Here is a 15111-nt window from a genome sequence, read left to right on the forward strand (position 1 = left end):
GTTAAAAATTGGACTGGGACAAAATGTCTCATGTAAGATAAATGTTAATTTCAGCAAGGGTTTGTCATGCAATGAAGGATGCACTGCAGCAATTTGGGTTCTCTGCGCTGGTGGTTGATGATGAGCCAGGTATGCGGACGATTCTTAACAAAGCACTGTCGAAAAAGCTCACGCAAGTTGAGACAGCGTCTTCGCTGGAAGAGGCGGAAGCCCTTCGAAAGCGAAACCATTTTGATCTTTTGATTGTTGATATCAATCTGCCAGGGCGTTCTGGCATTGATTGGCATGAAGCCTTTAACGATGAGTCACGCCGCAGTGACATCATTTTCATGACCGGATTTGCTGAGCTTGAAACCGCCATTAAAGCCCTTCGCGCCGGTGCGTCAGACTTCATTCTCAAGCCCTTTAATCTTGAGCAGATGCTGCAATCTGTCCAACGCTGCCTTGATAAGCGCATGATGGAAAGGCGGAATGTGGCTCTTCAACGCGACGTCGCCCGATCTTTCCCCGTTGATATCATTGGCACTGCGCCAAAAACAGAAGCGATGAGAGAGATGATTGCTCGTCTTGCGCCGTCGCCTGCTGCGGTATTGATTGAGGGCGAGTCAGGCACAGGGAAAGAGCTGGTGGCGCGTGCACTGCATTCGCTGAGCGCACGCAGTGGCCCTTTTGTCCCGTTAAACTGTGGCGCGATAGCCCCTGAATTGCTTGAAAGTGAGCTTTTTGGCCATGTTTCAGGTGCATTCACAGGAGCGAGAAAAAGCAAAGACGGCTTGTTCCGTGTGGCAGATAAAGGCACTTTGTTTTTAGATGAAATCGGCGAGATGCCTTTGTCCATGCAGGCGTCACTGCTAAGAACGTTGGAGCAGCAAACTATTCGTCCTGTAGGCGCGGAGCGAGAAGTGAACGTGGATGTTCGCATCGTCGCCGCGACGAACCGAAGTCTCCAAGAGGAAGTCGAGGCGGGGCGGTTTAGAAAAGATCTGTTTTACCGCTTAAACGTCTTGTCTGTTGAGCTCCCGCCGCTTCGAGAGCGCATTGAAGATATCGGGCTTCTTCTCAATCATTTCTCTGAGGTGCTTTCCAGAGACATGGGCTTAAAACCTGTGGTGTGGTCAGATGCTGAAATATTCGCCATGCAGCAATATGACTGGCCGGGTAACATCCGCGAACTGAAAAATACGGTTGAACGAGCAGTCTTGTTAGGCAAGCCAGATTTGGGGCATTGGCTCGGTGAGCAACCTTCGCAAGCAATCTCGCATTCCCTTGAGAGCCAACCGGACTCGCTCACTGACGGTGGCTATCCTTTAGGTTGGGCATTGAAAGACGTAGAGCGCGCCCACATCGAAAAAGTGGTAGCGGCGAACGAAGGGAACAAGTCAGCGGCGGCACGCCAGTTGGGGGTCGCAAGGAAAACCCTCGAACGTAAATTCAAAGATTGGCTTTACGAGTAGGCAAACGGTAGGGGCGAGTAGGGATGAAGCTAATCCATAAATGGCGTCAGCGACTTCGCACTATGGTGCGTTACCGCCTTCTCGCTTTAACGTCCGTGCCAATCATCCTTACCTTGTTGGTGCTAATGGCACTGACTGTTTATTGGACACTTGCTTATACGTGGCAAAGTGCGCTGGCCGGCGTGCGTGCTGACCTCGCGGTTGCCAGTAACAGTATGGAAGTGCTTCAGCGCGAGCAGCGCAGTCAGCTTCATGCCATTGCCGATTCTTTCGATTTTCAAAACCAAATCCGTCAGCAAAACCCAGATATCCTAGCGTGGGCACAGTCGCGTGCGGATAAGTACGGCGTGGATTTTCTTGCCGTATATTCCGCAGATGACATTGAACGGCTCCCGCTTGCGTTAAGACAACCTCTACTCGAAGGCCGGGAGCGCACATTTTTCCAAGTGATGTCATCGGTTGAAATGGACGCCCTGTTGCCCGATTTGTCCTCGCAAGCAGAAATCATGTTGCGCAATGAAAACCGCGTTGAAACGCGCGGTTTGATCAGCCGAAGTTTGCTTCCTTTGTTTGACGAAAACGACAACCTTGAGTGGATTGTCGATGGCGGTATCTTGCTGAACAACAGTACCGAGTTGGTTGATGGCATTCGTGATTTGGTGTTTCCTGCGGGCACGTTGCCGGAGTCGAGCGTCGGGACGGTGACGCTGTTTATGGACGATATCCGCGTCAGTACCAATGTGCCGCTAGATAGCAGTAATAAACAGGGGCGCGCTATCGGTACCCGTGTGTCCGACGAAGTGCGTGAAACCGTTTTGATTCAAGGCGATGAGTGGGTCAATCGCGCCTTTGTATATAACGCTTGGTATATTTCAGCCTATAAACCGATTCGCGACTTCAACAACAACGTGATTGGCATGCTCTATACCGGCTATCTGGAATGGCCGCTGATAAGCCAGTATCTGACCAACATTGTAGAGCTTGGCGTCGGCATATTGCTCACGCTTTTAGTATCCGGTTTTATTGTGTATCGCGGGTCAAAAGATCTGTTTCGTCCGATCGAAAAAATCCACCGTGTGGTGCGCTTGGTAAGGTTTGAACAAGACGCAAGGATCGGCAAGCTTGGGCTGGATCCCGAACATGAGCTCGCGATCCTCGCACGGCAATTCGACACCATGCTGGATCAGCTTAAACATCAAAACGAAGCCATTCGCCAGAATGCGCAGGAGCTGGAAGACAAGGTTAAAAAGCGTACTGAAAGCCTGCATGAGAAAACGGCATTGCTCGAACAGAACATCAAATTGCTCGAACAAACTCGGAACAAACTCTTGCTCAATGAAAAACTTGCGGCACTCGGGGAGCTCACCGCGGGTATTGCACATGAAATCAATAACCCGACGGCGGTCATTCTCGGCAATATCGAATTGATGGAATACGAGTTGGGCAAGAACGCAGATTTGGTGTCTGAAGAGCTGACTGCGGTGTTAGAGCAGATTGACCGCATCAGAAACATCACTCGTAGCTTGCTGCAATACAGCCGCCAAGGCGGAGTGCAAGATCAAATCACATGGCAACACGTGAACCCAGTGATAGAAGAAAGCGTCACCCTTGTTCGTTCGGGGATGAAAAAGCACGATGTTGAAGTGATTACCGAGTTGGATGCCAAATGCAGCGTGGAAATCAATCGCCACCAGTTATTGCAAGTCTTGGTCAATCTCCAAATGAACGGCATTCATGCGATGAATGATGAGGGTACCTTGATTGTGCGCTCGGAAGATTGGCTGGATGAAACAGGTAATACGATGGGCGCAAAAATCTCGGTGCAGGATTTTGGTTGCGGGATTGCCAATGAAAACCTCACCAAAATATTCGACCCATTTTTTACCACGCGCCGCTCGGGCACTGGACTTGGCCTCTCGGTTACCCAAGGCATTGTTAGCGGGTTAGGCGGCGAGATCAAAGTGGATTCTGAGATTGGGAAAGGCACGACGTTTACCCTTTATCTCAGAGACAAAATTCAAAGTGACAACATTGCCTCGCTGAAAGTGGTGGAGTAACTGTTTCGCGGGGTTCTGGGTTACTGGCTCCCTGACCACACTTGTTTGCCTGCATGCTGGAAGTCATAACCGCCGAATTGCTCACTTTTCTTCAGTGTTTCCGGTTCGTCCAAGTGGTGGATGACTTGTTGAACGAGCGCGCGAAAGAAGATGTTTTTGGGAATCACCAACTCAAATGCTTCGTCAGCGACTGCATGAAAAGACAGCCCGAACTCGCCAGCGGCACTCTTGCTGCCAAAGCCAATATCCGCCGCACCGCGTGCGATTGCTGACCCTAACTCCCGTTCACTTAAGCAGGTTTCCACCACGTTTAACATGTCGTGAGTTTTCCCGTTTCGGAACAGCCATTCTTCCATCGCGCGAGCACTACCAGCACCTTCTTGTCTGCCCACCCACCGCCAATCATTGCTGATGAAATGGTGCGGGTCGTTAAGGTGTTCGGCGAGATCGGGACGCACAATCAAGCCTTGCTGGCGCTGAAAGGCATGAAGCAATACCCAGTTTTTGTGCCCTGTGTATTGTTGAAGTAACGCTGGGTGTCGAAGCCGCGCTTCCTCCGCGGTACCCCAGTGAATAGCACACATGTCGACGTGGCCTTTTTCAAGCATTGAAAGCCCTTGCTTGGTGCCTGTCGCGGTATAGCCGACCAGCGCGGTACTTCCCAGAGCAGACGCCATTTTGCCAACAATGTGCTGGAGTAACGGGTCATCGGAGCCCGCTATCAAGAGGCGGTCATTGAACACACCATTGTGGCTAGATTCCAGCAGCCAACGGTCAAGCAAGCTTTTAGGAAACAGCCATTTTCCGGTGACTTTCGTCGCGGGGAGAACACCGTCATTGGCTAAGCTGTACACTTTCTTCTCGTTTAAATCGAGATACTCGGCCACCTGACGCGCATTCATGAATTCAGGGAAATCACTCATGTTCTTTGCCTGCGGCCACTTTGCTTTTTACATCAAACTCGATGTTTTCAGCGCCGTTAAACACCTGAAAACGATGGCCTTTAGCGCGAGCAATCATGGTGATGCCAAGTTGCTTGGCAAGATCAAAGCCCATCTGAGTGACGCCAGACCGTGAGAGCAAAACAGGAATTCCCATTTGTGCCACTTTAATCACCATTTCAGAGGTAAGGCGTCCTGTGGTGTAAAAGACTTTATCGCCACCCGTTTCGCCCTCTAACCACATTTCGCCCGTGAGCGTATCAACCGCATTGTGCCTGCCAATGTCTTCGACAAACGAGAGGATTTCCGTGCCGCGGCAGACTGCACAGCCATGCACTGCGCCAGCTGCTTTGTAGGTATCGTTATGATGTGTGAGAGCTTCAAGAAGCCCATACAACATGGATTGTTTGATGTGAGGTGTTGGCAGCTTTAGCTCTTCAAGGCGTTTCATCACGTTGCCAAACATGGTGCCTTGACCGCACCCAGAGGTCACCGTTTTCTGCGAAAGGGTCTCATCGATGCTTTCGTTTTCTTCATTGGTCACGACCGCCGCAGATTGGGTTTCCCAATCGATGATTACTGAGTCGAGCGCATCAGCATCGTTGATCAGTCCTTGGTTTTTCAGATATCCCAACACCAGCATCTCAGGACGTGCGCCTAAGGTCATCAGGGTGACAATCTCGCGCCAGTTAAGGTACACGGTCAGCGCACGTTCACAGGCAATCTGTTTGGTTAGCGGCTCGCCATATTCGTCATAGACAGTGACATCAATGGTTTGTGGCACTTCTTCCTGCGTTTTAATCACTTTCGGTTGGGTCATGTCCCCGGCGTCCTTTACGTCTCGTTATAGAATGCGGCGAAGCAATTCCTGTTCCAGCCTTCCGTCGGTGGTATGTGTTTTGCTTTTTAGCTCTTTATTGAAACGCATCAATGGGCGGAAAACAGCCCAACGACGTGCAAGGAGCAAGACGTGACAGAAACCATAAAATCCCCGAACCATTGGCTTATTCAATACGAGCTCATTGATGAGGAAGTGCAGGTAGGCCGCTGGATGACAAACCGCAGAACCCTTGGGCGAGTGAATTTGCCCACCGACGAGAGCGAGTTGGAAGAAGGGCTACCATCACTGACGTTAACCCTCTACCGCGACGAGCGAACAGACTACCGATTTAACCTCAGCTCAAGCGACCCTCACCTGTTTTTTATCTTTGAAGTTAGGGAAGACGAAAGTGTTGTCCCGCTCAGAATATCCGCCTCTCAGACCGTCGCAGCGAGCCACCTTGATGGTGACTACTTAGTGCTGACCATCACCATCCCGTTAGCGGTTCAGGCATGGATGGAAGCCTTTATCGGACGCCATGGTGAGCTTATCGAACAGCCAAAGAAAAAGCGCAAGAAAGGCGCGGGGAGGGCGAGTGGCCGATAAGTCATTTCTTTCCCGCTGGTCTAAGCGAAAACTGGAGTCGGAAGAGCGAGAACAAGAGACAGAAGAGTTTGAAGAAACGGTGACTAGTGCGCCGGAACCTTCTGCTGAGAAGGACGCGGAATGCCCTGCTGACGCACCTGAACTGGAGCAACCGGACAATGAGGAAGACGCTGAACCTGCATTGACCATGGAAGACGTTCATAAGCTCAAAGATGGGGATTCCGCGGCGGCATTTCTTGCCAAAGGCATCTCTGCCGAGGTGAAAAAAGCCGCCCTTAGAAAGCTATTTCAAGGGGAGGCTTACCATGTTCTTGATGGCATGAATGACTACGATCTCGACTACTCCAAAGCGAAAAACCTTGCCCCCGAAGTAGCAGAAACCTTGCGCCATTGGACCAAAGAGAAGCTGAAAATCACCAAGGACGAGCCAGAAGACATTGCGGTTTCTGATGAGGTAGAGACTGCCGAAGAATCATCACAATTGACACCAGAACAAGCTGAATCACACCAAGAAATGCAAGCCTCCGAGGCTGAAGCAGACCAAGGTAACGTCACGTCCGAAGATGAGGTAACGAAAAGCGATGACGCTACGCAAACAGAAACCCCTGAAATAGGTGCGACAAAAAGTACCCATGAAGTAACAAGGGACATTTTGTCCGATGAGCTGGGACAAAATGTCTCAACTTCTCACGTTGATAAGAATTCGAACGGATCCTGACTCCGTTTAGGTCATTTTTTTTCCTTCAATGCTGGTTCGCTACTTGCTGATAAGAGAAGGAGCTTATTACAAAGCCCGTTTTTCCAGCTTGATAGCACTCACTGCTGACACGCTAACGGATTGAAAGTGAAGCCTTTAACAGCAGGGTTCCAGTGCACGCTTCTTAAGACGTCAACCATTCGCGTACAAGAGGGTGGTGACAACAAGGTGGAGATACATGGACGCAAACAACAAGCCGCAGGCGGCCGAGCTATCCAAGGTCGGTGATGCCAACGAATTAAAACAAACAGTTAAAGAGACAATGTCGACAGCAAAGCAATCAATTGGACAGATTGTAGAGACGCAGGCAGCGGATACTGCAAGTGCAAATGGCGTCGCTCGTGCAGAAGCGATGCGGCGTGCCGTGCGTGTTGGAAATCTTATCCCGCCGACCGTGAGTTTTGAATCTCGGGGGCGGACACTTGTTGTTGGTTCAGGGGAGCGGGTTTCGGGTTTTGCCAACCAGATGTCTTCGGAGCAACTGACGCAATGCACCTTCTTATACCTTGATGACTCCCAAACTCCAATTCCAACCATCACCCCTTATTATTCTTCATCCGTTCGTATTGCGGGTTTTCTCGGTGCATTTGACGTATGGGTGACTCATCAACTGACCGAGCAAAGCCTGTCTCAGATTGCGTTTGGTGGTCAGCATTTCGACCTGATTATTGACCTGTCTGAAGACGGCATACACGACGCTGAATTACCACCACTTGGCTACTACGCTGTGGGGCGCGGTTCGGTGTCAGAAACTGATGCGCTGGAGGCTTTGTCAGACACCATTGGTACCTTCGATAAGCCGAAGTTTTTCCGCTTAGATACAGAGAAATGCGCGCATTTCTCTCGCGGCCTTGAAGGGTGCACGCGTTGTATCGATGCATGTTCTGCTAACGCGCTGGAATCGGTCGATAACAAAATCACCATCAACCCTTATCTTTGTCAGGGCATGGGGTCGTGTGCAACAGCCTGCCCCACAGAAGCGATTAGCTATGCCTTGCCAGAAGCAGAGCATATCCAAAACTATCTCCATCAACTGCTGACGGTTTACTTGGAAGCGAACGGACAATCCCCTGTTGTCCTTTTCTACGCAGAATCAGACGAGTCTGAGCTCGAGGCGAACGCAGGCTCGTTTCCTGAGAATGTTCTTCCCGTTCGAATAGAGGAATTGGCTTCTGTTGGTATCGATACCTGGTTCAGCGCACTCGCCTTTGGTGCATCGCGCGTCCTTCTCTTTGAAACGTCGTCACTGCACGCCAAAACGCGTGCGGTGATTGATACCGAGTTGTCGGCAGCGCACGCGTTTTTGACGGCCTTGGGATTGCCAGAAGACTGCATTGTCTTGTGCCGCAGTGACTCTGTCACTCAGTCAGCAAATAGCGGCCATGTCTCCAATGTCTGTCCAGACATTGTCATTGCTGGTTCAAAACGCGAGCGACTCGCAGCCGCCTTGGATGGATTGGCCTCCAACCGCAATGTGGAACCGCAAGTGAGTGATGTGCCGGTTGGCACGCCTTACGGCCGTATCGAGATCAATACGAACGATTGCACCCTTTGTATGGGGTGTGTCGCGGTGTGTCCGACTGATGCGTTAAATGCACTGGGCGACAAGCCGGGTATTTCATTCCGTGAGCAAGATTGTGTGCAGTGTGGACTGTGTGAAAAGAGCTGCCCGGAGTCGGTCATCACCTTGTCCCCCGGATACAACTGGGACGCAGACGCTCGTCAAACCCGATCCATTATTCATCAAGAAGCCGCTGCCGAATGTATTAGCTGCGGCAAACCTTTTGCGCCCGCTTCGATGGTCAACATGCTCATCGAGAAGCTGCGTAATCACAGCCATTTCCAGGAAGACGCCATCAAGCGGTTATCCATGTGCGAGGACTGTCGGGTCCGAGACATAGTGACTGATTTGGCGAAGAACCCTGAAAAGACACTCAAGCTCTAGGAGACGGAAATGGCGATGCAAGAGACGATTCACATCGACGATATCAGCAACGAAGAGAACCAAATTCGTCAAAGCATTTATGGCTTGCTGGCGCATCTTTTCAGACAACCACCGGATGAAGACACCTTGGAGTGGCTTTCAACGGTGGAAGTTGACGGCGATGAACATTCGCCGGGTATGGCAGCAGCATGGTCAGTGCTTAAGTTGTCCGCGTTTAAAACCAGCCCGTTTCAATGTGCAGACGAATATCAATTGCTGTTTATCGGCGTTGGCCGCGGCGAGATAGTGCCTTATGGCTCTTGGTACCTGACAGGCTCATTGATGGAACTGCCTTTGGCGATTTTGCGCCAAGATCTGCGCAGACTTGGGTTTGAGCGTCAGGAAGAAACGAAAGAGCCGGAAGATCATTTCGCAGCATTGCTGGAAGTCATGGCGATGTTGCTGGAAGACACAGAACCGACGGAACAGGCCGCGTTTTTTAATCGCCACTTGGCCCCTTGGTTTGAGAAGTTTTGCGACGACGTCAAGCGCGCGCAATCGTCGGTGTTTTACACCGCGGTCGCTGAATTGGCGAAACAGTTTTTGATTATAGAAAAGACCCGTTTTACACAGCGCCCTTGGTAGACAGCACGCGAGTTTGTCGCGGTGCAGTCATACCAGTCGGTACTGGAGAAGCATAAGGAGCAAGTCATGTCGGATAGCAAAAAGGAAAACGCAACGCAGGAGTCTCGACGTCAGTTTCTGAAGGGACTGGGCGTAGCAGCCGCTGCAGGTGCCGTTTCAACGGTCGCATCGACCTCAGTGCAAGCGGAAGTCACCGTGGTGAAGCCAGAGGAAGAAAAAGCGTCTGGCTATCGCGAAACGCAGCATATCCGCGACTACTACGACTCGCTATAACCCACTGTGATTGATGGAGTTTGATGATGAAACTAACCAAACGTTCAGATTCAGTCAGTAAGGACGAAAAGCAGCTGGGTGTGTCTCGCCGAGCCTTTATGCGCAATACCACGATTGCGGCGGCAGGTGGTGCTGCGGCAGCAGGTATGTTCGTTCCGGGCATGATGAAGAAAGCCACAGCAAAAGATGTTGACCCGAACAAACCAAAAGAGATGAAACGCACCATCTGTACTCACTGCTCGGTAGGCTGTGGCGTTTATGCGGGTGTGCAAGATGGGGTTTGGACAGATCAAGAACCTGCCTTTGACCATCCTTTTAATGCAGGCGGTCACTGTGCGAAAGGCGCAGCACTTCGCGAACATGGGCATGGAGAGCGCAGACTCAAGTACCCCATGAAGCTGGTGGACGGGAAATGGCAGAAAATCAGCTGGGATCAAGCCATCACAGAAGTGGGCGACAAGGTGCTCGACATTCGTGAAAAGCTGGGTCCAGACTCGGTGTACTTCCTTGGCTCGGCCAAGTTCAACAACGAACAAGCGTATCTTTTCCGCAAAATGGCCTCGCTTTGGGGTACCAATAATGTTGACCACCAAGCGCGTATTTGTCACTCCACCACGGTAGCGGGTGTCGCAAATACTTGGGGTTATGGTGCGATGACCAACTCGTTCAACGACATGCACAACTGCAAATCCATTTTGTTTATCGGCTCTAACCCTGCAGAAGCGCATCCCGTTGCCATGCAACACATTCTGATCGCCAAAGAAAAGAATGACTGCAAGATAGTGGTTGCTGACCCTCGTCGCTCACGCACCGCAGCAAAAGCGGATCACCATTTCTACTTACGTCCGGGTACGGACATTGCGGTGGTCTGGGGCTTGCTGTGGCATATCTTCAAAAACAACTGGGAAGATAAAGAGTTCATTCACCAGCGCGTATTCGGCATGGATGAAATCCGTGAGGAAGTGGCGAAGTGGCCACCTGAAGTGGTGGAAAAAGTCTCTGGCGCGACACCAGAGCAGATGGAAACGGCGGCGAAAATGCTGGCGCAGAACCGTCCAGGTTGTGTGGTCTGGTGTATGGGCGGCACGCAACACACCACAGGTAACAACAATACCCGTGCTTACTGTGTGCTGGAACTGGCACTGGGTAACTTAGGTAAATCGGGCGGTGGTGCCAACATCTTCCGTGGTCACGACAACGTGCAAGGCGCAACTGATCTTGGTTTGCTGTCTCATACGCTGCCGGGTTATTACGGTCTGTCTGAAGGCGCGTGGAAACACTGGTCAAAAGTATGGGACGTTGACTTCGAGTGGATAAAAGGCCGCTTTGACCCCAATGAATACGAAGGCACCTTCCCCATGCACAGCAACGGTATTCCGGTATCGCGCTGGATTGATGGTGTTCTCGAAGACAAAGACAAAATCGCGCAGAAAAACAATGTGCGCGCCATGTTCTACTGGGGGCATGCGGTGAACTCGCAAACCCGTGGTCAGGACATGCGAAAAGCCATGAACGAGCTGGATATGATGGTGATTGTCGACCCTTATCCAACCGTTGCTGCGGTCATGAACCAACGTAAGAACGGCGTGTATTTGTTACCTGCGACCACGCAGTTTGAGACCTTTGGGTCGGTCACAGCGTCAAACCGTTCGATTCAATGGCGTTCGCAAGTGATTGACCCGCTGTTCGACTCCAAGCCTGATCACGAGATCATGTACTTGCTCTCGAAGAAACTGGGCTTCTCCGATCAGCTGTTTAAAAACATTCAGGTCAATGGCACCGAGCCAGTGATTGAAGACATCACCCGTGAGTTCAACAAAGGCATGTGGACGATCGGCATGACGGGTCAAAGCCCTGAGCGCTTGAAGCTGCATCAGCAAAATTGGCATACCTTCAACTTTACCTCTCTTGAAGCCGAAGGTGGTCCTCTCAATGGTGAAACCTATGGTCTGCCTTGGCCGTGTTGGGGAACCCCAGAACTTGGCCACCCGGGCACACACATTCTTTACGATACCTCGAAAGAAGTGGCGCGAGGCGGCGGTAACTTCCGCGCTCGCTTTGGGGTGGAATATGAAGGGCAAAACTTGCTCGCTGTCGATAGTTACTCCAAAGGCTGTGAACTCGAAGACGGTTACCCTGAATTCACTGACAAAATGCTCAAGCAACTCGGCTGGTGGGACGATCTCACCGCGGAAGAAAAAGCGGCGGCAGAAGGCAAAAACTGGAAAACGGACCTCTCAGGCGGTATCCAGCGTGTTGCGATAGCGCATGGTTGTATGCCTTACGGCAACGCAAAAGCCCGAGCCATTGTCTGGACCTTCCCAGACCGTGTTCCGCTTCACCGTGAGCCGCTGTTTACCCCTCGTCGTGACCTTATTGCTGAATACCCAACGTGGGATGACAAAGCCGATATCTACCGTCTACCAACGCTCTATAAGTCGATTCAAGACATCGATGTAGCATCTGAGTACCCCATTATTCTCACCTCGGGCCGTATCGTTGAATACGAAGGTGGTGGTGAAGAAACGCGCTCTAACCCTTGGCTTGCAACGCTTCAACGTGAAATGTTCGTCGAAATCAACATCGTTGATGCCAACAATCTCGGCATTTTGGATGGTCAGGATGTGTGGGTTGAAGGTGCTGAGAAAGGCCGCGTGAAAGTGAAAGCCATGATCACGCCGCGTGTTAAAGAAGGCTTGGCCTTTATGCCGTTCCACTTCGGTGGGGTGTTTGAAGGGGAAAGCTTGTTGCCGAAATACCCAGAAGGCTCTGAACCTTATGTGGTGGGTGAGGCATGTAATACAGCAACGACTTACGGTTATGACCCTGTCACAGTGATGCAGGAAACCAAAGTCACCCTGTGCAAAATCTCAGCAGCGTAACGGAGGGAACACATTATGGCTGATATGAAATTTCTCTGCGATACCAAACGCTGCATTGAGTGCAACGGCTGTGTGACCGCATGTTCAAACGCAAACTCGGAAGTGGTGACCTGGGGTATTCAACGTCGCCGCGTGGTAACCCTTAACGACGGTGAACCGGGTGAAAATTCGGTATCCGTGGCGTGTATGCACTGTGCTGACGCGCCGTGTATGGCGGTGTGTCCGGCGGATTGCTTCTATCGCACTGATGAAGGCATCGTGCTGCACAACAAAGAAACCTGTATTGGTTGTGGTTACTGTCTCTTTGCGTGTCCATTTGGTGCGCCACAATTCCCAAGCACTGCCGCGTTCGGTGAGCGAGGCAAGATGGATAAATGTACTTTCTGTGCAGGTGGCCCAGCCCCGGATGGTTCTGCGCTAGAAAAAGAGCTTTATGGTGCTAACCGTATTGCCGAAGGTAAATTGCCACTTTGTGCAGAGTTTTGTTCAACCAAAGCACTGCTGGCGGGTGATGCATCGAAAATCTCCGACATCTTCCGTCAACGCGTGGTTGAGCGTGGTGCGAAAGGGGCAGGTTGGACAGACGGTGACGAGTTAGCGTACGACGCATCTGGTAACTCTTAAAGCATGGAACGAGGCAGAGGAAGCTCTGCCTCGCAAGGAGGAGATATGTTACGTACATTGATCGCCATGCTTTTGGTGATAACCACATTCGGTGCTTATGCGGATCTTGAAAAGCAGGACAGGTTTAATGCCGATGGCGAGATGATTCAGCTGACCGGGGCTGAGTTTTGGCACAAGCTCAGAGAGGGCGAAGCCGGGAAATCTACATCACCTCAGATGGAACACGCGCAACTTATCAACGTTGTCGGACAGCGTTGGCGAGAAGTTCGCAATGAGTGGGTGAGCCCAATGGGGCTGCTGTTCCTTGGCGGGTCTGCGGGCAGTTTATTGCTCTTTTATTTGTGGGCGGGGCGTATTCAGCTCTCTCATGAGCGAACGGGTAAAAAAGTGCTGCGCTGGACGCCATTTGAGCGAGCCATGCATTGGTTTACCGCCATCAATTTCCTCATCCTTGGCTTTTCGGGTGTGGTGCTACTTTACGGTAAGCACTTCATTCTGCCGATAGTCCCGCTTGATGTGTGGGGAGCCATCATCAACGGGGCCAAAGTGCTTCATAACTACTTGGGTCCGTTGTTTGTGTTAGGTCTGCTTTGCATGTTGATTAAGTGGATGAAGAACAACTTCTTCAACAAAACGGACATTGAGTGGTTCAAGCAAGGTGGCGGTATTTTGCCAAATGGAAAGCACCCTGATGCGGGCTTCTGTAATGCCGGTGAGAAAGTGTGGTTCTGGCTGCTCGCTACGGTCGGTGTGGTGGTGTGCATCAGCGGTCTGGTGCTTGATTTCCCTATCTTCGGTCAAACCCGTCAAGACATGCAAATCGCCAACATCATTCATGCAGTAGCCTCGCTTGGGCTTTTTGCGGCGGCTCTCGGCCACATTTACATTGGTACCGTAGGGACGGAAGGTGCGCTCGAAGGCATGGCGACAGGATATGTTGATGAAAGCTGGGCTAAGCAACACCACAAAATCTGGTATGAAGAAGTGGAAAACGCGCCTGAATCCACAGAGCAAAAATCACAAGCATCAGGTGATGAGCAGCGAAGTACCTGATGTAAAACGGTAAACTGTTTAAAGAGCTCGCTTGTTGCGGGCTCTTTTATTTTGGTTGTATTCATTCGATTGGTTATCGATTGCGCAAACGTTTGCTTTTATCTTTTCTTTTCCGAAATTGGCGGTATGATGCGCGTCTCTCAACCTTTTAGCAGCAATTATGCGTAAATTACTTCTTTCTCTTTCCTTGGTTCTTTCGACGTTTTCTATGACTCTACAAGCAGCAGAACAGCCGATTGCGCTGTTAGGTGCGATGGATGCAGAGATTGAAAAACTTCTGCCAGAAATCGATAACAAACAGGTTCACCAAATCTCAGCAAACACCTACTACACAGGCACTATCGACGGAAAACCTGTTGTTGTTGCCCGTTCAGGTGTGGGTAAAGTGAATGCAGCGATTACCACCTATGTGTTGATTAAGACTTCAACGTCCAAAGCATCATCTTTACCGGTATTGCTGGTGCAGCGTCACCAGCATTGAATGTGGCTGATGTGGTTATCTCAACGGCGTTGGTGCAGCACGATGTTGACCTCACCACCTTCGCGCGCCGAAAGGCCAACTGAGTGGCTACGACGACAGATATTTTTATGCAGACAAAGCACTTCAGGCACTCGCTGTAGAAGCGGCGAATGATGCTATGGGTGAATCACGCGTACACGCGGGTATCATCGCAACGGGCGATCAGTTCATTGCCGATAAAGCCGTGGTTAAAGAGCTGCAAGAAGAGTTCAATGCGCTGGCGGTAGAAATGGAGGGTGCGGCCGTAGCGCAAGTCACCGACATGCTGGACATTCCACTGGTAGTGATCCGTACCATTTCAGACAAAGCGGACGGTTCGGCGCACATGGTGTACTCAGAAGCTAAACAAGTGACTGCGGACAACTCTGTGGCTATCACCTTGAATATGCTAAGCCGCATGAAGTAATTCGTGCTACCTAAATAAGTCACGTTGGTCTTGTTTGGCTAGCGAAACGAAATTGGCAGGACAGCAATTTCGATAAACGAGATCAGGCGCAAATCAGGGAGGACTTTTGTCCTCCCTGATGCTTTTTAACAGGGATTAACATCAAACCT

12 protein-coding genes and 1 pseudogene are annotated in these 15111 nt (G+C 50.9%); 11 read left to right on the forward strand and 2 right to left on the reverse strand.

Features of this window, described 5'->3' with window-relative positions; all coding sequences use genetic code 11:
• The first annotated feature begins 71 nt into the window (after positions 1 to 71).
• Both ATN88_RS12955 and ATN88_RS12960 read left to right on the forward strand, forming a co-directional pair.
• Positions 72 to 1454 carry a sigma-54-dependent transcriptional regulator gene (locus ATN88_RS12955; protein ID WP_067416473.1) on the forward strand — a complete coding sequence of 461 codons (1383 nt, stop codon included), beginning with the start codon at positions 72 to 74 and terminating at the stop codon, positions 1452 to 1454.
• Between the two features lie 23 nt (positions 1455 to 1477).
• Positions 1478 to 3511, forward strand: a complete 2034-nt coding sequence (locus ATN88_RS12960; protein WP_067416475.1) for a sensor histidine kinase — start codon at positions 1478 to 1480, stop codon at positions 3509 to 3511.
• 20 nt (positions 3512 to 3531) lie between these two features.
• On the opposite strand, the gene ATN88_RS12965 is transcribed toward ATN88_RS12960, so the two are convergent.
• Both ATN88_RS12965 and ATN88_RS12970 read right to left on the reverse strand, forming a co-directional pair.
• Positions 3532 to 4434, reverse strand: a complete 903-nt coding sequence (locus tag ATN88_RS12965) for a helix-turn-helix transcriptional regulator (protein WP_067416479.1) — start codon at positions 4432 to 4434, stop codon at positions 3532 to 3534.
• Entirely contained in the window at positions 4427 to 5272 is an 846-nt protein-coding gene (locus ATN88_RS12970) for a formate dehydrogenase accessory sulfurtransferase FdhD (RefSeq protein WP_067416482.1), read from the reverse strand. Before ATN88_RS12970 ends, ATN88_RS12965 begins: the two co-directional genes overlap by 8 nt.
• Before the next feature lie 150 nt (positions 5273 to 5422).
• On the opposite strand from ATN88_RS12970, the gene ATN88_RS12975 reads away from it, so the two are divergent.
• From ATN88_RS12975 to ATN88_RS13015, 9 genes and pseudogenes are all read left to right on the forward strand, one after another.
• Positions 5423 to 5878 carry a DUF3305 domain-containing protein gene (locus tag ATN88_RS12975; RefSeq protein ID WP_067416485.1) on the forward strand — a complete coding sequence of 152 codons (456 nt, stop codon included), beginning with the start codon at positions 5423 to 5425 and terminating at the stop codon, positions 5876 to 5878.
• A complete protein-coding gene (locus ATN88_RS12980) occupies positions 5868 to 6596 on the forward strand; it encodes a DUF3306 domain-containing protein (protein WP_067416487.1) in 729 nt (242 codons plus the stop codon). The genes ATN88_RS12975 and ATN88_RS12980 overlap by 11 nt, the downstream gene beginning before the upstream one ends.
• A 217-nt stretch (positions 6597 to 6813) precedes the next feature.
• The gene (locus tag ATN88_RS12985) at positions 6814 to 8580 is read left to right on the forward strand and encodes a 4Fe-4S dicluster domain-containing protein (RefSeq protein WP_332308897.1); all 1767 of its coding nucleotides are present in this window, start codon (positions 6814 to 6816) and stop codon (positions 8578 to 8580) included.
• A 9-nt stretch (positions 8581 to 8589) separates the two neighbouring features.
• Positions 8590 to 9204, forward strand: coding sequence for a TorD/DmsD family molecular chaperone (locus ATN88_RS12990; protein WP_067416490.1), 615 nt, complete (start codon positions 8590 to 8592; stop codon positions 9202 to 9204).
• A 66-nt stretch (positions 9205 to 9270) separates the two neighbouring features.
• Positions 9271 to 9477, forward strand: coding sequence for a twin-arginine translocation signal domain-containing protein (locus ATN88_RS12995; RefSeq protein ID WP_067416494.1), 207 nt, complete (start codon positions 9271 to 9273; stop codon positions 9475 to 9477).
• A 26-nt stretch (positions 9478 to 9503) separates the two neighbouring features.
• Positions 9504 to 12359, forward strand: a complete 2856-nt coding sequence (locus ATN88_RS13000) for a formate dehydrogenase subunit alpha (protein WP_067416498.1) — start codon at positions 9504 to 9506, stop codon at positions 12357 to 12359.
• Positions 12360 to 12374: 15 nt separating this feature from the next.
• A complete protein-coding gene (gene fdh3B, locus ATN88_RS13005; protein WP_067416501.1) occupies positions 12375 to 12983 on the forward strand; it encodes a formate dehydrogenase FDH3 subunit beta in 609 nt (202 codons plus the stop codon).
• Between the two features lie 45 nt (positions 12984 to 13028).
• Positions 13029 to 14036, forward strand: a complete 1008-nt coding sequence (locus tag ATN88_RS13010; RefSeq protein WP_067416504.1) for a formate dehydrogenase subunit gamma — start codon at positions 13029 to 13031, stop codon at positions 14034 to 14036.
• Positions 14037 to 14244: 208 nt separating this feature from the next.
• Positions 14245 to 14962, forward strand: a pseudogene (locus ATN88_RS13015) (5'-methylthioadenosine/adenosylhomocysteine nucleosidase).
• Positions 14963 to 15111: the final 149 nt, after the last annotated feature.

Source organism: Enterovibrio coralii (genome assembly GCF_001559595.1).
In the GTDB taxonomy this organism is placed as follows: domain Bacteria; phylum Pseudomonadota; class Gammaproteobacteria; order Enterobacterales; family Vibrionaceae; genus Enterovibrio; species Enterovibrio coralii.